We start from the raw sequence: 19,113 nt of genomic DNA, 5'->3' as shown, positions 1-19,113 counted from the left end.
TCGAAATCATCCACATCGTCATCGAGCGATGCGGGCAAGACCACGACACCGAACGCGGCCCCGACACGGCCATCGTCGCCTGCGCCGGCGACACCTCCCGGCAACGATCCCGCGAAAGGCTCGACCGGCAAGGATACGGATAGCACCCAGACCGCGGAAGAAACCTCCGGAAATGGTACCGAAAACAGGCGAACCGGCGAGTCGACGTCTGCGGGAGCCGGATTGTCGGTATCTGTCGTCACTGTCGACAACACGACGCATCAAAACGCCTCGATCGACTTTGGCGACGAGGCCGGCACGATTGACGCCGGGAACCTCACGATCGAGGGCGGAGAAATCACTGGTTCCGACAATACCGTCAATGTCGCGAAAGACTTGACGGTGACGACCGTTGCCGATTCCGAAAAAATCGTTGCCGATGAATACAGTTTTGAGCTGTCCGGGTCCAAACCGACTGTGACAAACAGCGATGGCTCGGGCGGCTCCTCAGACAAGACCGCGACGCAGGACGACTCGTCATCGAAATCATCCACATCGTCATCGAGCGATGCGGGCAAGACCACGACACCGAACGCGGCCCCGACACGGCCATCGTCGCCCGCGCCGGCGACACCTCCCGGCAACGATCCCGCGAAAGGCTCGACCGGCAAGACCACGAAACAGGACGACTCATCGTCGAAAACGTCGACATCGTCATCAAGCGATGCGGGCAAGACCACGACACCGAACGCGGCTCCGCCACGGCCATCGTCGCCCGCGCCGTCGTCTCCTCCGGGCGACGATTCCGCGAAAGGCTCGACGGACAACGATGCCGACACGCCCCGGACGAAAGACGGTTCGCTGAAGACCTACGACCTCGCCGGCATACTCGATACCGGCGCGGACATCGATCTGAACCACTCGGAGAAGGAGAACACGACGGCTGGTGAACAGAGCGCCATAACGTCAACAGGCAATCTGACAGTCAATGTGGGCGGCACGACAACCCTCAACGCGGGAAAGATTGCCGCGGGCGAAGACGGAACGCTCGATGTGACAACAGGGGAACTGGTGGTCGGCGACGATCTGGAAGGGTCGAAAACCCAGGACATGTTCAATTTCCGCTTTGCCGCGACGGCGACGGATGTTCAGGAGATCGCCGAGAACTGGGACACGACGGAGGATACAGCCTTCCAGGAACAGGGCTTCATAAAGGCCGACGCCCAGGGTGACAGCACGGAACTCGATCAGACCGTCAGGAGCACGATTGGCGAAGGCAATGTGACGGTGACCGGCTCTGGCGCCAACGAGCTCGACGAGGCGAACCGGGTTGTGGAAACGGCCGTAACGACGACCGGAGAGGACCGCGAACTGAACCTGAAGGATACAAACGTGCTTGCCGGCGATATCGCCCAGGATGCGATCGACGATCTCAATTCACGAATCGGTTCGAGCATCGAGACGGGAGGGGAGGTCCAGGAGGATCTTACGAACGATATCGAGCTTCGGTCAGAGGAAATGGGCGACATTGCTGACGCCGTGGAGCGCGGAGAGGAACTGGGAGACAGCGCGCGCACCATGGTTGCAGTCGCGGAAGCCGGCGCGACGTCCGATGTGCTGACCGGCCGGTTCGGCGACGATGTTACCGAAGAGCAATCGGTCGCGGTTCACGAAAGCGAGGCCGTGCGCAATGCGTCCTATGTTTCGGGGGAGTTGCGAAAGGCGCAAGCCGGCAACCGGCAGCCAACCCCGCAAGAGGTCGAGGCGATATTCCGGAAGGCGGGTATATCGGTCGATCTGGTCAATGCGGCCGATCCGCAGGCAGCCTACGACGCCGCCGTCGAAGCCCTCGTCGCCAGCGCCGGCAGCGACCTGAATACCATCCTGGGCAAGAACCTTGCGCCACAGGAAATCGAGGCGCTGATCGATGACCTGTCGAAGCAGTAAACGCCGATGCAGCAGCCAGCGGTTGCCGGCACCCGGCGTCGCCTTGCTCGTGATGATGCTGTTGCCGGCGGCCGCATGGGCTCAACAGGATGAAAACGGCAACCCGCCTCCGGCGGAGATCGGCAGTCGCGCGGAAACGACCGAGGTGGCGTTCAAGGACTGGCGGGTGATCTGTCCGGCGTCGGACAGCGGCCCGCTCGCCATCTGCGTCATGGCCCCGCGCATCGTTTCCGATGAACAGGCCCGGGCACCGATCAAAATGGCCTTGGAGTTGCACGGCGAAGGCGCGAAAGAGCAGGCGCTGGTGATCTTCAGTGCGCCGCAGGATACGCTGCTTCCCGCGGGGGTGGTGTTTCAGGTCGACAATCGCCGCGGCGTGAAAGTGCCTTTCCGCTCCTGTTCGAACAACGGATGCCTGGCCCCGTTCAATCCCGACAAGTCGGTGATGGACGGGTTTCTGCGCGGGCTCGACCTGAAGGTCGCCTCGCTGGCCCTCGACGGGTCGCAACGAACCGCCGAGGTCTCGCTTCGCGGATTCACCGCTGCCCTGCGCGCGCTTCGTGAGTCCGTTTACGGGAAGCAAGAGTAGGCACGAAGGTTTCTGACAGCGGCTGCGGAGTGACGCGGAACTACCAGTTTACGATGGTTCCGTCGTCAAGAACGGCTGCCTTTGTATGATAGACTTCCGGCGCGAACGGGTGCCTGGCGCATTCGTCCTCGTCCACCTCAATCCCCAGACCCGGCGCGTCCGGAACCTGCCAGTGGCCGTCCTTCATGACGATCGGTCCGCGCACCACGTCAAAATACCACGGCACCGCGCCGACCATCTCTTCCTGGATGATGTGGTTGGGCGTGGAGACGGCGAAATGCAGCGCCGCGGCGCCGGCGATCGGCCCGAGCGGGTTGTGCGGCGCGACGCCCATGCCTGCCGTTTCCGCCATGGCGGCGATCTTCTTGGCCTCCAGCAGGCCGCCGCAATGGCAGATATCGGGCTGAGCGATATCCATCGCGCGCATGTGAAAATGCTCTTCGAACTCGCCGCGCTCGATCAAGCGTTCGCCCGTCGCGATCGGAACGGGCGATCGGTCCGTTATCCTTTTCATGCCGCGGACATCGCCCGGTTGAACGGGTTCCTCGACGAACATCGGCGCGTAGGGGGCGACGGCATCGATGAACGAGATGGCGGCAGCCACCGATCCCGGTTTTCCATGAAAGTCGAGCATGATCTCGGTGTCCGGGCCGGTCGCCTCGCGCAGCCCCGCCATGAGGCGCTCCACATGCGATACGGCCTTGCGCGGCGCATAGGCATGAACATAGGGCAGGATCACAACCTTGAAGGCGGTGTACCCCTTCGCGAGCACCTCTTGTGCGCGTTCGATCAGCGGATCGACGCTGTCGGTCTCGTAGACGGCGCGCATGTCGCCGAAACCGAGATGGGTATAGACATGCACCTTGTCGCGGGTCTGCCCGCCCAGAAGCCGCCAGACCGGCACGCCGAAATGCTTGCCCGCGATGTCCCACAGGGCGAGTTCGATGCCGGAGACCGCGCTCATGCCGATCGCGCCGAGCGGCCAGAAGGACTGTTTGCGCATGGCCCGGATCGCCTGTTCGATATCGAGCGGATTCCTGCCGATGACCAGCGGAGCGAGATCCTCGATCGCGCCGGCGACGCCGCGTGTTTTCCATTCGAGCGTCGCTTCGCCCCAGCCATGTAGGCCCGGCACGTCGGTCTGGACCCTGACGAAGACCCAGTTGCGCATCTCGGCATTGACGACATGCGCGGTGATGGAGACGACCTTCACCCGATCGTCTCCTAGATCGGCCAGATGGCAAGCGGCGGATAGAACAGCAGGATGCCCAGCACCAGCAGCTGAAGCGCGATGAACGGCAGCAGCGCCGTGTAGATGTGCTTCAGGGTGATGTCAGGCGGCGCCACGCTCTTCAGGTAGAAGGCCGCCGGACCAAAGGGCGGCGTCAGATAGGACACCTGCATGTTGACCGCGAACAGGATGCCGAACCAGATCGGATCATAGCCGAGTTGCTTGACGATCGGCACGAAGATCGGAAGCGTCAGCAATGCGATGCCGATCCAGTCGAGGAACATGCCGAGCACGATCAGGATCGCCATCATCACCATGATGATGATCACCGGCGAGGCATCGAGCCCGAGGATTGCCGCGGACACGAACCGATTGCCGCCCATCAGATTGTAGACGCCGACCAGCACGGCGGCGGCGATGCCGATCCAGATGATCATGCCGCAAGTCTCCAGCGTGTGGACGAGACTTGCCTGCAGCATCTTGATATTGAGCTCGCGGCGCAGCGCGGAAATGATCAGGACCGACGAGACGCCAAGCGCCGCGGCCTCGGTGATCGAGGCGACGCCGGCATAGATCGACCCCAGCACCGCGATGACGATGAAGAGCGGCGCGACCAGCGCCTTGAGCGCGGAGCCGACGGACTCCTCTGCCTGCTCCTCCACCGACATGGGCGGACCGAGGGCGGGGTTCTTCAGGCAGCGCACCAGCACATAAGCAATGTAGAAGCCGAGCAGCAGCATGGCCGGCGTGATCGCGGCGACGAACAGGTCGGCGATCGAGACGCCCGCGACGAGGCCGTAGATGATCAGGACGATCGACGGCGGCATCATGGTGCCGAGCGAACCGCCCGCGCAGACGACGCCGATGGACAGCGAGCGGTCGTAACCCAGCCGCAGCATTTGCGGCAGCGCGAGAATGCCCAACAGGACGATCTCGCCACCGATGACGCCGGACATGGCCGCCATGAGGATCGCCACGATCAGCGTTTGAACCGCGACGCCGCCGGGCAGACGACCGGCGAGTATTCGCATCCCGTTGAACAGGTCCTTGGCGATCCCCGACCTGTCGAGCAAGGCGGCCATCAGGATGAACATGGGAATGGCGACGAGCGAATATTCGGTAATGAAGCCGAATATGCGCGAGGTCACGAGCGGCAGGGCATTTCCGCCGAACCAGCCGAAGGTGAAGATCAGCGCGACGAGCCCGGTCACCCAGGCGAGCGGCTGTCCGGTGACCAGCAGCAGAAAGATCAGCCCGACGAGAAGGAAGGTGCCGTACTCGATGCCGAGAGCGTCAAGTCCCATGTCAGCGTTCCCCGCCCTGTTCCTGCCGGACGTCGCGGCGAATGGCCTTGACCAGATGAGTGGCCGACTGGACGAACATCAGCACGACGCAGAACAGGATGATGATCTTGAGCAGCGCCGGCGTCGGCGGGTTCCAGGCCGTACCCGTCCCCTCGAAGTGAATGGCGCCGGTTGGCGTATGCGTCGCCTTCCAGGCAAGGATCCAGCCGGCGTATCCGAGGCCGGCGAAAAATATCATCGCGATGATCGAGTTGACGATGTCGAGCCAGCGGCGCGTGGCCGGCGACACGGTGTCGTAGATCATGCGCACTCGGATGTGCTTGTCGCGGGCAAGCGCGATGGGGCCGCCGACAAGGAAGATCGCGGCGATCAGGAATGTCGTGGATTCGTGCACCCACATCGTCGGGCTGTCGAAGACGTAGCGCGCGATCACCTCGAAGACGCTGATCGCGAAAGCGACGAAAATCGCCCAGGACAGGATTTTCGCGGAATTCGCGACAACCCGGTCGAGACCGCTCCTAATCTCGACGTCTTCCTCCGGCGGCTCCGGGATCAGATCCGGATTGTCCGACATGGTTTCCTCCCCGTCAGGTGTCCGCGCCCGGCCGATTGTCCGGCCGGGCGCTTGTCTTTTCCGGTCAAATTGTCCGGATCAGAGCTGGTTGCGGCCCTTCAGGTAGGAGACCACCGCGTCGTAGTAGCGCTGGGTCATCTCGGTCTTGCCAGCCCAGTTCTCCCACTCCTGCTGCGCGATCTGACGGAACTTCGTCCGCTCATCGCCCGACCAGTTGATGATCTCGATCTCCGGGTTTTCCTTCGCCGTGGCGACGGCTTCGGCGTCGAGTTTGCGCACCGAGTAGACGTGCTGGAAGATGAACTTGTCGACGGATGCATTGAGGATCGCCTTCAGGTCATCCGGCAGATCGTCCCAGATCGACTTGGTCATGGAGATGTCGATCAGCGGCAGCGAGTGGAAGCCCGGATAGAGCGGATAGTGGGCGATGTCGTTCATGCCCTGCGCCTGGTTGGTGGCGAAGACCGTATAGTCGGCGGCTTCAACGACACCCTTGTCGAGCGCGGTGAAGACCTCGGAACCGGGCAGCGCGACAGGCGACGCGCCAGCCTTGGAGAAGATCTCGTAGACCATGCCTTCGGGCGCGCGCAGCTTCAGGCCCTTGAGGTCCTCGACCGTGCGCACAGGCTTGGAGGAAACGAAGGCTTCCGGCTCGGTCGCCGCGGCACCGATGAAGTGCACGCCGTAGGGTTCGACCAGTTCGGCGTAAAGTTCGTGGCCGCCGCCCGACTGCATGAAGCCCAGCAGTTCGAACGGATCGCTCCACGCGCCGACCAGGTTGCCCATCATGGCGAAGGCCGGGTCCTTGCCCGCGAAATAGCTCGGGTCCGTCAGGTGGCCCTGCAGGATGCCGGAGCCGACAGCATCGAGTGTGTCAGTGTGCGGGACAACCGCGCCGATCGGCAGGATCTCGATCTCGATCCGTCCGCCGGACATCTCTTTGACGCTTTCGGCCCATTTCTGTTTGTTGATGAAGCCCGGCTCGCCGGCGGTTTCGGACGTCTGGAACGTCCAGTTATAATCCGCGGCCATGGCCGCACCGGACACAAGAAGTGCCGAGGCCGTGACAAGCGCATGGCCAAGTAATTTCTTCAGCATTTGGTTTCCTCCCAAGAGACTGCTCTCATTGTCGGACCGGACGGTCCCTCAGGCCATCGTTTCGTGGACTGAACGGCAACAAATGCATGAAGCGCACGCATGATCAACAGCTCCCATCGGAAATAATCATACTTTTTACCGCGAATGATGCGGTTCCGAGATATCGCGCTTCAAGGCGAAGATTGCCGAGGTCGTATCGGAATCCCGCCAGTACGATCATGCAGCTGGGGGAGGTCAGCCGGGGGCTGTCAGACGAATCCCAACCAGTCTTTGTTTCGCGGAAATGCCCTGCCCCATGCCGTAAAAAGCTGGCGCTACTCTTTGGGAAATGATGTCGGGCGGAAGCCGATGGCGGCGATAATTGAGGCGTTTCGTTCTTCCAGACGATCGTCTGTCAGGGACAAGGGCAGCCGGTTTTTTTTGACAATGCCTTATGGAGGGTTGTCCGGATCCGAACGACAAGACCGGGGTCTCGATGCCGACTGCAGGATTTTCGGCGCGTTCGGATGCCTGGGTTATAGCCCCAATCTTCGGGACGAATTATCCAGATGCAATTGCATCGCCTGGCGTGCGCCCTCAGGATCATGAGCAGCGAGGCAGCGGAAGATTTCGTCGTGCTCCTCGGCGGATACCTCGATCGTCTCCTCGAAATTGAGCGATTTCAGCGCTACCGAGATGCTCTCCTTCAGCTTCATATCGACAAAGGAAATGAACAGGACGAGGAACGGGTTCTTGCTCGCGGACGCTATCGCTCGGTGGAAGGCGATATCGGCCTCGACATAGGTCTCATGGTTCACATCGGGCCCGATCATCGTCGCGAGGTGTCTACGCAATTCTTCGAGATCGTCTTCGTCGTGGTGCAACGCCGCGAGGGCCGCGGTGCCGCTTTCGAGCACTTTTCGGACATCGTACAGGCGCTGATAGTCCTCCGGACGGGAGAGCGCGGACTGCGCGATGGTCAGAAAGCGGCTTTCTTCGGGGGATGCGACGAAAACACCCCGCCCCTGCTGGGAGGTGACCAATCCTTCGTGACGCAGGCGCGCAATCGCTTCGCGGACAACCACGCGGCTCACGCCGTGGTTTTCGCTCATTTCGCGTTCAGTCGGCAGCTTGCTACCCGTAGCGAGCTTGCCTTTCACGATCTGACCGCGGATTTCATCGGCGATGATCGCAGGAAGATCCGACGTGCCGAGTCGCCTGCGGTTCTGCGAGTTGGCTTTTGTCTCAGGCATGCAATTCCTCCCATTCCTGAAGGGCGATCCGGACTATACTCCGAGTTGCGCTTTCAGGCCTCCGTCGACCGAAAAATCTCCGCCTATGCAGAATTGTGATTCCGGGCCGACGAGAAATGCCACCATTGCACCGATCTCTTCAACGGTTCCAACGCGTCCGGCGGCATGCGACGCGCCGAATTCCGCGAGCGTGGCCTCCATGTCTCCACCTTCAGGCGTCAGTTCGCGCGCGGCGAATTCCAGCAGCGGCGTGCGAATGGAGCCGGGGGAAATCGAGTTCACGCGAACCCGGTCGCGGGCGCAATCGACAGCCATGGCGCGGGTGAGTGCATGGATCGCACCCTTGCTGGTCGCATAGGCAAGCACGTTGTTCTGGTTCAGGTGGCCCTGCACCGAAGCGATATTGACGATGGATGCGGTCTCGCAGGCCTTGAGCAGCGGATAGAGAAAATGCGCCATGTAGAAATATCCGCTCAGGTTTACATCGATCACGTGGCGCCAGGCCTCCGGTGTCGTGGTCTCGATCGTCCCATAGGGCTGAATGCCGGCGCAGTTTACAAGGGCATCCAGACGCGATGTCTTTTCGGCGATGTCGGCGGCGAACGCACGAACATCCCCTTCTCTGGACACGTCGAGCTGGACGACCTCTATCGGCTTGCCGGCCGTGCGCTCCCGCGCGGTCTTGTTGTCCGCCGGATCGACACCGCAGAGAATCACGCCGAAGCCCTCTTCCAGCAAGCGGGTCGCCACACCCAGTCCGATTCCGGCACTGCCTGTGACAACGGCGAGTTTCGAGCTGTCTTTCCAGTTGGTCATTCCCTCAGCCTTTCTTTACGTTCCGCATTCCGTCCTGCACCTGGCGATCGATGATGATAGCCGCAATCAGGACGATGCCTTGCGCCACCCACTGCCAGAAAGGCTCAACCCCGGCGAGGTTCAGTCCGTTGCCGAGAACAGCGATGATCAGCGCGCCAATGACAGTGCCGATGATACGCCCCTCGCCTCCGGAAAGACTCGTGCCGCCGATGATAACCGCCGCGATAACCTGAAGCTCGAAACCGACCCCGATATTCGGGTCCCCGGCACCGACGCGCGATGACAGGACGATACCGGCAATCGCCGCAGTCGTGCCGCACAGGACATAAAGCAGGATAAGTGCGCGCGGAACGTTGATGCCCGAGAGGCGCGCCGCCTCCTCGTTGCCGCCGATCGCATAGATGCGCTTTCCAAAGGTGGAGTAGCTCATGATGACGTGAAACAGGCAGGCCACGACGATTGCGATGACGATCGGCATGGGAAGGCCCGCGAGCTTGCTCGTTCCCAGATCGCTCCAGTTGCGCGGCAGACCGACAAGGATTGCGCTCGGCGTGATGAGATAGGCGACACCGCGCGCAATGTTCAGCATCCCGAGCGTGACGATGATCGGACTGACCGAGAGCTTCGCGATAATCGTCCCGTTGATCAGCCCGACGCCACCGCCGAACAGGATACCCAGCACAAAGGCCGCGTAGAGCGGGACGCCGGCCACCGCCAACGATGCCGCCAGCACGGAAGCCGCCGCCAACACGCTGCCGACCGAAAGGTCCAGCCCGCGCGCGATCATGACTGCCGTCATGCCGCAACTCGCAATGATCAGCGGCGCCGCGTTGCGCATGATGTTCTGAAAATTGGACGCTGTCAGAAACCGGTCGCTCAAAACGGCAAAGAGCACGCACATCAGGGTCAGCACCATCAGTGTCGCTATGGTTTGAAGGTTGTGCCCGTCGCGTATCAACCTGACAAACCCGCTATTGCCGTGACCTGGTTTTGCCGTCTGCACGCTGTCTGTGTCTGCCATCTTAATTGTCCTGGAATGCGTTCGATTGTGTGCCGGCTTTTCGCTCGGCATGGAGCATGGAAACCGCGATGACTTCCTCTTCGCTGACATCTCCGGGCAATTCGCCGACGATGCGCCCGCCATTGATCACAATGATGCGGTCTGAAAGTCCAAGAAGTTCGGGCAGTTCCGAGGAAACGAGAACGACCGCGAGACCCTTCTCGGCGAAGTCATTGATGATTTGATAGATTTCCCGCTTGGCGCCAACGTCGATTCCGCGCGTGGGTTCGTCCAGCAGCATGACCTGCGTCTTGGTCAGCAGCCACTTACCAAGTACCACCTTCTGCTGATTGCCGCCGCTCAACGTGCTGATGCGCTGGGAAAGCGAAGGGGTCTTGACCTTGAGGAGATCGACGATCTCGCTGACTGCCGCCGTCCGGTCGGATGCCCCGTCACGCTGGCCGGGAAACTGATCCCAGACAATTCCGGCATTGTCGCCGACCGTCAGCACCGGAACGATGCCCTGGCTTCGGCGCTCTTCCGGAACGAGACCGATACCGGCCTGGATCGCCTTGATCACCGAATTCGCACCGATCCGGCTGCCATCGACGCTCACGGTTCCCGAATGGACGATATCCGCGCCGAAGATCGACCGCAGGAGTTCGGTGCGTCCGGCGCCGGCGAGCCCGGCGATACCGAGCACTTCACCGTGCCTGACGTCGAAACTGACATCGGTTATGCTCGGGCCGGTCAGTCCGCGAACCTCCAGGGCGATGTCGCCCGGCGAGTGCGACTTGGCCGGAAACATGTTCGACAGTTCCCGCCCGACCATCAGTTGGACCAGATCCTCGCTTGTCGCCTCGCCCCGATTGAGGGTCGCCACCCGCTCTCCATCCTTGAAGACGGTAATCCGGTCGCCCAGCAGGTCGATTTCCCGCATCTTGTGCGACACGTAGATGATCCCCTTCCCCGCGGCTTTCAGGCGCTCGATGACGTCGAAAAGCTTTCTGACCTCGGCATCCTCCAGCGGCGACGTGGGCTCATCCATGATAATGATGCGGGTATTCTGGCGCAGCGCCTTGGCGATCATGACGGCCTGTTTTTCGGCCGGCGAAAGCTTGCCGCAAAGCCGGGTTACCGGCAGATCCGTGAAGCCGATGCTGGCGAGGAGCTGTTCAGCGCGTTTTCTGGCCTGGGACTGTTTGAAAATGCCGAACGAACCCGGTTCGTCACCCAGCGCGATGTTCTCCGCAATCGTCAGACCGTCGACGACGGTCAGTTCCTGAAAGATACAGGCGATACCGGCGTTCTGGGCATCCAGCGGGCCGCTGAAACTTGCGGTCACGCCGTTGACCTGCATGTCGCCGTCATCAGGGGCCTGAACCCCGGCGATGATCTTGACGAGCGTGGACTTGCCGGCCCCGTTCTCGCCGATCAGGCAATGAACCTCACCGGGTTTCAGGTCGAAATCGACATTGTGCAGCGCGCGGACACCCGGAAAGGACTTCGAGAGCCCGCTGACGGCAAGAAGCGCGCCGTCAGCGGCTCGCGCGGTTTCGGCTGACGGAGGCGTGCGGGCATCCATGAGAAACGTTTCCTGAAGAGTGTTTCGGAAAGGGTTCCGGAGAGTGTGCAGCGGCAATGCCGCTGCACACAAGACCCGTCAATCGCGCGGATACTGCCGATCGAGCCAGGACTTGATGCCGTCCTCGGAAGGCGCGATCGGCGGATACCCGACCACAACCTGCGTGTTTTCATCGGCCTCGCCGGCGACGGCCGCGCCAAGCAGATTGAACGTCGCGATCGTGAAGTCGTAGGGCGGGTAGCCGCTTTCCGCTTTTTGCGGAGACTCGTCGCTGCCCAGCTCGGACATGATCGGCTCCGATCCGTCGACGGAAGCGACGACGCCCCAGTCGCTGGAGTAGGAACCGGCAGCGCGAAGCGCCGCAAGCGCGCCGAGCGAGCTGTCATTGTTGATCCCGAAGATCACGTTGATCTCGGGATTGGCCTGAAGCATGTCGGAAGCCGCGGCATTGGCTTTATCGATGACCGCACCGCCATCCACCATCTGCGCGACCGTGGCGTCGGGCACGATGGACAAAAAGCCGTAGAGAAAGCCATTTCGGCGATCCTGCACCTGCGGCAGCTGCGGAAAATCGACCACGCCGATGATGGCCGGCTCATCGCCGAACTTGGCCTTGTAATAGCGACCGGCATTGCAGCCGACGATACGCGGACCGTCATAGTCATTGGCAAAGACGCGCGGCGCGACGACTTCGGCCGGCTGCACGTTGTAGGTGACGACGGTCAGGCCCTCATTCTTCATGCGCTGAACCTGCGGAACGGCAGCGGCGCTGTCGAGCGGCGCGAAGGCAACCGCGTCGGGGGCGTAGGAAATAACGTCATCGACGAGGCGCTGTACCGTGCCGGCGTCGAAGCGACCGTCAAAGACGCGAAGCTCAAAGTCGTATTTTTCCGCGAGACGCTTCCAGTGACCGGAGATGGCGAGGAAGTAGGGCTGACCGAGCCCCATGACGGTCAGCGCGACGCGTTTGCCGGTGAGCGCGCTTGCTTCCGGCTCCGAGAGCCACGCGCCCGGCGCCGAGTCATATCCGGTAAAGCCGGAAACGCCCGAAGGAATGTCGGCAACCGCAGCCGGATCGGCCGGTTCGCAGACTTCGTCCGAGAAGGTTTGAACAGCCAGGGCCGTCGCATCTTCCGCAAGCGCTGTTGAAATCATGGCGCCAAGCGCGATCGCGCTCGCACCGGCGAGCCGCAGTACATTCCGATTCATGAGAACTCCTCCGTTCCTGTTGGTCCGCGCCGATCCTCAGTGCGTGAATTGCCTGTTGCTCATTGGTGCGGATGATGTATAGTTATATGATGTCATACCAATTTGCAAGCGCGAAAACCTTCGGGAGGGGCAATGTTCGAGAACCTGGATCTACTGCATCAAGCCAATGCGACCCTGGCCGAAGGCCCCGTATGGGATGATCGCCTCGCCTGTATTTACTGGGTGGATATCCGACGCTGCCGGATTGCCCGCTTCGAAACGGCATCCATGAGCCAGACCGGTCTCTGGGTCACGCCGAACCGGCCCGGATGCATCGGACTGACGGACGATCCGGGCGTCCTCGCGGTTTGTCACGGGGCCGATGTCAGCCTGCTGAACACAAGGTCCGGGACACTTTCACCCCTCGCCCGGCTTCCGATCGAGACGCCGCGATACAGGGCAAATGACGGGCGGGTCGATTGCGCCGGCAGGCTTTGGGTCGGAACCATGATCGATGACATCCACGCACCGGACAGCTTCTCGGGCGGGCGGCTGTTCGCGGTCGGCGGGGACGGCACCGTGACGGCAACGGACGAAGATTTCGAGCTACCGAACGGGATGAGCTGGAGTCCCGATCAAACGACCTTCTACATCAACGACACGACTGCGGCCAAAACCTATCGGTACGACTTCGACGCGAAAGCGGGCCGCATCTCCAACCGCGCCGTCCTGTACGATCACTCGGGCGGCGAAGGCTTTCCCGACGGGCTGTCCATCGATTGCGAAGGGAACATCTGGTCGGCGCAGTGGGACGGCTGGAACGTCAGGAAGATATCGCCTTCGGGAGAACTGCTTCAGGAGATTCCGATGCCCGTTCGCCGTCCCTCCTCGGCGGCATTTTTCGGCGAGGGAATGGACCAGATCGTCATCACGTCGGCGGCAGTGGATTTCACCTCGGATGACTTTATCAAGAGCCCCGATGCCGGCTCCCTCTTTGCGATGGCTGCCGAGACCCAAGGGCTTCCGGAACATCGATTCGCAAGCTGACGCCACTTCACTATCAAGCGGAATTTCAATCACATGATGAATGACGAACACACGATTGCATGGCCACATGGCGAGTTCAGCGTATTGCGGAGCGGCGCAATGTGCGCGCCCGCGACCTTCACCTTGCCGGACGGGCGCAAGCTGCAGCCTTTCGCTGTTGCGCCATGGCAGGATGATGGATCGGCGGAGTTCGCCGAACTGCCCGAACTGTTGAAAAGACTGCGCGGCGAGTGGCCTTGCGTGCCCTTTGGCATGCCGGTCACACGCGACGATCTTCCGCCGGCCTGGCAACCGGAGACGGGCGCCGAGCCCGGCCTCGGGGATTTCCTGCACGGGCCGAGCGCCAATCTCGAATGGTCGGTCACAAGCGAAGGCGATGGCGCGATCGCGCTGGAGCTCGCCTATCCGGAAGAACACCCGATCGAGATCGTGAGGCGCCGGATCACCGGAGATCCGGATGGTGCGCGCCTCATCTTCGATCTGGAGATCGTTGCGCGCAGGGACTGCGCCCTTCCCATCGGCGTCCATCCGGTGTTTCGCCTTCCCGAACGCCCCGGCGCGGCGCATCTTGAAATAGACGGAAACCTGCGGGTCTGCACCTACCCCGTGCAGGCGGAACCCGGCGTGTCGAAGCTGGCGGAGGGGCAGGTTTTCGACGCCCTCTCATCCGCGCGGTACACGGACGGATCGCCAGTGGACCTGTCGCGCCATCCGCTCGAAGAGACGACCGAGGAGATTTTACTGGTCGCAGGCGTGCAAGGCCGTGCCGTGCTGAGCAATCACGATGAGGGTTACGCGGCAACACTGCGCTGGGACGCGGAAGCCTTTCCGTCCTGCAACCTCTGGATCTCGAACAAGGGCCGCAATCCCCGCCCGTGGAACGGCGCGTTCCAGGCTATCGGCATCGAGCCGGTTGCCGCGCCCTTCGATCTCGGCGCCGCGGTCGCTGCGCATGCAGGGAACCCTCTGGAGAAAGCGGGCATTGCCTGCAGCCGGGAATTTACGGCCGGAAAATCGTGGACCACGCGATATTCGATCGAGGTGTCATCGCTATGAAGCGGGTGGCGTCGAATTCCGACCTGAGGAAAATCGCCCGCCGACGCGTGCCCAAGATGTTCTTCGATTATGTGGATGGCGGGGCCTGGACCGAGGCCACGTACCGCGCCAATGCCGACGACCTCGCGCGAATTCGCCTCAAGCAGCGTGTCGCGGTCGACGTATCGCGCCGGTCCGCCAAGAGTACCATTCTCGGCCAGAAGGTCTCGTTGCCGATCGGCATGTCGCCAACCGGGCTGACGGGCATGGTCTGGCCGAACGGGGAGATCGAGGTCCTCAAGGCATGCGAAGGCGCCGGCATCCCCTATTGCCTTTCCACGGTCAGCATCGCCTCGGTCGAGGACGTCGCCAACGCCGCCTCGGCGCCATTCTGGTTCCAGGTCTACATGGTGCGGGATCGCGACTTCATCGAAAAACTCATTCGCCGCGTTGAAGCGGCTGGCGTGAACACGCTGGTCCTGACCCTCGATCTGCAGATGTCGGGTCAGAGAAACAAGGACATCCACAACGGCCTTTCGTCCCCCCCCAAACCGACTCTGCGCAATATCGCCAACCTGGCAACGAAACCGGCCTGGTGCCTGAACATGTTGCGGTACCGGAAAATGGAGTTCGGCAACCTCTATGGTCACGTCTCGCAGGTCAGCAGTCCGAAAAGCCTGTCGAAATGGACCGACGAGCAATTCGACCCGACGCTGAACTGGGACGACGTGAAGCGGTTGCGTGAACGCTGGAAGGGCAAGCTTGTCCTGAAGGGCATCCTGTCACCGGAAGACACCGGGTTGGCGATGGATGTCGGTCCCGATGCGATCGTCGTCTCCAATCATGGCGGCCGCCAACTGGACGGCGCGCCCTCGACGATCGAGGTGCTGCCGAACATCGTTTCGACGGTGGCGGGACGATGCGAAGTCCTGATCGATGGTGGCTTCACCTCCGGCCAGGACGTGTTCAAGGGGCTGGCCCTCGGCGCCGACGGCGTGATGATGGGGCGCGCATTGCTTTATGGCCTCGGCGCCGGCGGCCGCAAAGGTGTCGCCAAGGCGCTTGCGATGATCCGGCATGAACTCGAGACCACGATGGGTCTCTGCGGGGTCAACTCGACAGCCGAGATCGGCCCCGAGAACCTTTTCCACAAGGCTTAAGATGAAAGCGGAATTCGATCATATCGTCGTCGGCGGCGGCGCCTCCGGCTGCGTTGTCGCGGCGGAACTCGTGGCCAGGGGAGACCGCAAGGTTCTTCTGATCGAGGGAGGCCATTCGCATCGGCATCCGCTGATCGACATGCCGCCGGGCATTTTCAAGCTGATCGCGGGCAACAAATACATGACGGTCCATCAGACCGCTCCGCAAGACCAGCTCGACGGTCGGGTTCACGATATTCCGCAAGGCAATGTTCTTGGCGGCGGATCCTCCGTGAACGCGCAAGTCTACATGCGCGGCCGGCCATCCGACTACGCGGCGTGGGACAGCGCGCTGGCGACCAATGCGGATCCGGTCTCTTGGGACTGGGAGACCATGCTGTCCTGCTTTCGGGACATGGAAGACAACAACCGCCTGAACGGCAAGCTGCACGGAGTGGGCGGTCCACTGAAAGTCTCGGATCCGGGATATGTCGACGTCGCGTCGCGCTGGTTCCTGCAAAGCGTCCAGCAGCTTGGCGTACCGTTCAATTCCGATTTCAACGGAGCCTCCCAGACCGGTGTCGGCTTCTACCAGTTCATGAACCGAGACGGGCAACGCTCGAGCGCGGCCACCGCCTATATCGATCCGTTGCGCCACAATCCGAACCTGACCGTGTCGCTCCGCTCGCGGGTCGGTAGTGTCCTGATCGAGAACGGGACCGCGTGCGGCGTCCGCTATACCGACGCCTCGGGCGCCGAGAAGGTTGCCAGAGCCCGTTCTGACGTGATTCTGGCCGCCGGCGCGCTCATCACGCCGAAACTGCTGATGCTTTCGGGTATCGGGCCGGCAGACGAACTTCTCGGACACGACATCCCCGTTGCCGTGGACTTGCCGGGCGTGGGGCGGAACCTCGTGGACCACCCGGAAATCCCGATGATCGCGCAGTTCAAAGGCCGTCACGGCTATTTCGGCGAAGGCGAAGGCTGGCGGATGTTGCGCAACGGCCTCAATTTCAAGCTCTTCGGCACCGGCCCGATCAACACGGTCGGCTTCGAGGCCGGCGCTTTCATCAATCCGGTCGATATCGACGCCGCGCCGACGATCCAGGCCTTCTGCATTCCGATCATGTATCTGGACCACGCCCTGCGACGCGAGATCAGGGAGGCGAGCGGGATCACGATCACGACAGTGCTCTGCAAGCCGCGCTCGCGCGGCACGGTGCAACTGCGGTCGGCAAATCCGGCCGACCTGCCCGTCGTTTCACCGAACCTTCTCAAACATCCCGATGACATGCGCGACGTTATCGATGGTCAACGCTTCCTGAGGCGCGCTTTCCTCGAAGGGCCGCTTGGCAAGCATGTCGAAAGGGTGATCGCGCCGGAAGACAACAAGCTGGACCAGGCGTCGATGGAGGCGCACTGCAAGCGGTTCGTGAAAACCGACTATCACCCCTGCAGCACGGCGCGCATGGGAGCGGACGGCGACGAAACGGCCGTTCTGGATTCGAGGCTTCGCGTCCGTGGCGTCGAGAACCTCCGCGTCTGCGACATGTCGGCTCCGCCCGATCTGATTGCGGGCAACACCAACGCCCTGGCGATGGTGCTCGGCAAGCGGTGCGCCGATTTCATCCTGGAACCAACAGACCATTCGCGTGAGCGCTTTCAGCCCGCCGAAACCGAGGGAGTATGAACGAAATGATCCTGGACAAATTCCGGCTCGACGGAAAAATCGCACTGGTGACAGGCGGGACGCGCGGCATCGGATTGGGGATATCCCGTGCCCTGGCCGAGGCGGGCGCACATGTGATCATGGCCGCCACGGCGGATCGTCCGGACGTCGTCGACGCGTTTCGCGCAGATGGACTGAGCGCCGAATGCATGACAGGCGACCTGCTGGACAGCTCCGCGCCGGATCGGCTCGTTGCGGACTGTCTCGCGCGTCACGGACGGCTGGATATCCTCGTGAACAATGCCGGCATCGCCGACAATGAGGATACCGAGCATTTTGACGACGAACGGTATCGCCGCCTCATGACGATCAATCTGGACGCGGTGTTCCGTTGCTGCCGCGCGGCCCTGACGCCGATGCGCAAGCAGAAATCCGGCGTGATCGTCAATATCGGCTCCATGTCGGGTTTCGTCTCGAACTACCCCCAACCGCAGGCTGCCTACAACGCCTCGAAGGCGGCAGTTCACATGTTCACCAAGAGCCTCGCCAGCGACTATGCGGAGGAGAACATCCGGGTGAACGCGATCGCGCCGGGATATATCGCCACGGACATGACGCGCGGCGGGCTCGACGATGCCGAAATGGCGAAGGCCTGGATCGACATGACGCCGATGAAGCGCGTTGGCGAGCCGGACGACATCGGCGGCGCCTGCGTCTACATGTGCTCCGACGCGGCGCGCTTCGTCACCGGCTCCGTCCTTCTGGTCGATGGCGGCTACACCTCCCGCTAGACGCCCCGTCCAATCATCGGCGGGACGACGTGCTGCGCCCGCCTGCAAAGCTGGAAAATACAATGCGATTTGACACCAAGACAGTGATCGTCACGGGTGCGGCGGCCGGCATCGGCCTTGCGGCAACCCGCCTCTTCGCCGAAGCCGGCGCGCATGTGGTCGCGACCGACCGGAACCCGGATGCGCTCGAACAGGCCATGCGGGACGTCTCCGGCGCGGTCGAGACGCGGGCGCTCGACGTGACCGACGAGGACGCCGTGGCGCGGGTCGTCGACCCGGCCCCGGCCGTCGACATCCTCTTCAATTGCGCCGGCATCGTCGCCAACGGCTCCATTATGGAAACGTCCCGCGAGGACTGGGACCGGTCGTTCCTCGTCAACGCGACCGGTGGCTTCCTGATGGCAAGGGCCGTGTTGCCCAAGATGCTGGAAGGTGGCGGCGGCGCGATCATCAACATGGCTTCGATCGTCTCCAGCGAGAAGGGCCTGCCCAACCGGTTCGCCTACGGAGCCTCCAAGGCCGCGGTGATCGGCATGACGAAATCCATCGCCGCCGACTACGTGACGCACGGCATTCGCTGCAACGCCATCTGTCCGGGAACCGTCGATACGCCATCGCTTCGCCAGCGGCTGGAGGATACCGGCGACTACGATGCCGCTATGAAGGCGTTCGTCGCGCGCCAACCCATGGGCCGGCTCGCGCAGGCCGAGGAAATCGCGGAACTTGTCATCTATCTCGCATCCGATGCAGCAAGGTTCATCACGGGCCAGGCGATCGCCATCGATGGCGGCATCTCCATCTAAAGGAAATCACCATGAAACTTCTGCGCATCGGCGCCAAAGGCGCCGAGAAACCCGCTATCGTTCACTCCGACGGGACGATCCGCGAT

At 62.2% G+C, this 19,113-nt stretch carries 17 protein-coding genes; 8 read left to right on the top strand and 9 right to left on the bottom strand.

What is annotated here, in order from left to right; genetic code table 11:
- Window positions 1–222 precede the first annotated feature (222 nt).
- Together LC343_RS22220 and LC343_RS22215 are read left to right on the top strand one after the other, a co-directional pair.
- Entirely contained in the window at window positions 223–1,926 is a 1,704-nt protein-coding gene (locus LC343_RS22220; RefSeq protein ID WP_223479376.1) for a hypothetical protein, read from the top strand.
- Window positions 1,927–1,978: 52 nt separating this feature from the next.
- Window positions 1,979–2,515 carry an invasion associated locus B family protein gene (locus LC343_RS22215; RefSeq protein ID WP_223479417.1) on the top strand — a complete coding sequence of 179 codons (537 nt, stop codon included), beginning with the start codon at window positions 1,979–1,981 and terminating at the stop codon, window positions 2,513–2,515.
- A 40-nt stretch (window positions 2,516–2,555) separates the two neighbouring features.
- Here LC343_RS22215 and dgoD read toward each other — a convergent pair whose 3' ends face one another.
- The 9 genes from dgoD to LC343_RS22170 form a co-directional block, all read right to left on the bottom strand.
- Window positions 2,556–3,728 carry a galactonate dehydratase gene (gene dgoD, locus LC343_RS22210; RefSeq protein ID WP_223479375.1) on the bottom strand — a complete coding sequence of 391 codons (1,173 nt, stop codon included), beginning with the start codon at window positions 3,726–3,728 and terminating at the stop codon, window positions 2,556–2,558.
- An 11-nt stretch (window positions 3,729–3,739) separates the two neighbouring features.
- Window positions 3,740–5,050 (bottom strand): TRAP transporter large permease, encoded by a 1,311-nt coding sequence (locus tag LC343_RS22205; protein ID WP_223479374.1) that lies wholly within the window; start codon window positions 5,048–5,050, stop codon window positions 3,740–3,742.
- Between the two features lies 1 nt (window position 5,051).
- Window positions 5,052–5,624, bottom strand: coding sequence for a TRAP transporter small permease subunit (locus LC343_RS22200; RefSeq protein ID WP_223479373.1), 573 nt, complete (start codon window positions 5,622–5,624; stop codon window positions 5,052–5,054).
- 78 nt (window positions 5,625–5,702) lie between these two features.
- Entirely contained in the window at window positions 5,703–6,722 is a 1,020-nt protein-coding gene (locus tag LC343_RS22195; protein WP_223479372.1) for a TRAP transporter substrate-binding protein, read from the bottom strand.
- Window positions 6,723–7,237: 515 nt separating this feature from the next.
- Window positions 7,238–7,954 carry a FadR/GntR family transcriptional regulator gene (locus LC343_RS22190; protein WP_223479371.1) on the bottom strand — a complete coding sequence of 239 codons (717 nt, stop codon included), beginning with the start codon at window positions 7,952–7,954 and terminating at the stop codon, window positions 7,238–7,240.
- A gap of 33 nt (window positions 7,955–7,987) precedes the next feature.
- On the bottom strand, window positions 7,988–8,770 hold the full coding sequence (locus LC343_RS22185) for an SDR family NAD(P)-dependent oxidoreductase (RefSeq protein WP_223479370.1): 783 nt from the start codon (window positions 8,768–8,770) through the stop codon (window positions 7,988–7,990).
- A gap of 4 nt (window positions 8,771–8,774) precedes the next feature.
- On the bottom strand, window positions 8,775–9,791 hold the full coding sequence (locus LC343_RS22180) for an ABC transporter permease (RefSeq protein WP_223479369.1): 1,017 nt from the start codon (window positions 9,789–9,791) through the stop codon (window positions 8,775–8,777).
- A 1-nt stretch (window position 9,792) separates the two neighbouring features.
- Entirely contained in the window at window positions 9,793–11,355 is a 1,563-nt protein-coding gene (locus tag LC343_RS22175) for a sugar ABC transporter ATP-binding protein (RefSeq protein ID WP_223479368.1), read from the bottom strand.
- Window positions 11,356–11,433: 78 nt separating this feature from the next.
- Window positions 11,434–12,564, bottom strand: a complete 1,131-nt coding sequence (locus LC343_RS22170) for a sugar ABC transporter substrate-binding protein (RefSeq protein ID WP_223479367.1) — start codon at window positions 12,562–12,564, stop codon at window positions 11,434–11,436.
- A 132-nt stretch (window positions 12,565–12,696) separates the two neighbouring features.
- Between LC343_RS22170 and LC343_RS22165 the strand changes: the two genes are divergently transcribed.
- The 6 genes from LC343_RS22165 (at window position 12,697) to LC343_RS22140 (ending at window position 19,027) form a co-directional block, all read left to right on the top strand.
- Window positions 12,697–13,590 carry an SMP-30/gluconolactonase/LRE family protein gene (locus tag LC343_RS22165; protein ID WP_223479366.1) on the top strand — a complete coding sequence of 298 codons (894 nt, stop codon included), beginning with the start codon at window positions 12,697–12,699 and terminating at the stop codon, window positions 13,588–13,590.
- Between the two features lie 33 nt (window positions 13,591–13,623).
- Entirely contained in the window at window positions 13,624–14,646 is a 1,023-nt protein-coding gene (locus tag LC343_RS22160; protein ID WP_223479365.1) for a hypothetical protein, read from the top strand.
- Entirely contained in the window at window positions 14,643–15,785 is a 1,143-nt protein-coding gene (locus tag LC343_RS22155; RefSeq protein ID WP_223479416.1) for an alpha-hydroxy acid oxidase, read from the top strand. The genes LC343_RS22160 and LC343_RS22155 overlap by 4 nt, the downstream gene beginning before the upstream one ends.
- Before the next feature lies 1 nt (window position 15,786).
- Entirely contained in the window at window positions 15,787–17,454 is a 1,668-nt protein-coding gene (locus LC343_RS22150; protein ID WP_223479364.1) for a GMC family oxidoreductase, read from the top strand.
- 5 nt (window positions 17,455–17,459) lie between these two features.
- A complete protein-coding gene (locus tag LC343_RS22145) occupies window positions 17,460–18,224 on the top strand; it encodes an SDR family NAD(P)-dependent oxidoreductase (protein WP_223479363.1) in 765 nt (254 codons plus the stop codon).
- Between the two features lie 62 nt (window positions 18,225–18,286).
- Complete coding sequence (locus tag LC343_RS22140; protein WP_223479362.1) at window positions 18,287–19,027, top strand: SDR family oxidoreductase; 741 nt, start codon at window positions 18,287–18,289, stop codon at window positions 19,025–19,027.
- Window positions 19,028–19,113: the final 86 nt, after the last annotated feature.

The organism is Oricola indica (genome assembly GCF_019966595.1).
GTDB lineage: Bacteria > Pseudomonadota > Alphaproteobacteria > Rhizobiales > Rhizobiaceae > Oricola > Oricola indica.
The sequence above is the reverse complement of the archived record's forward strand: the minus strand, read 5'-3'. Positions and strand labels throughout refer to the sequence as shown.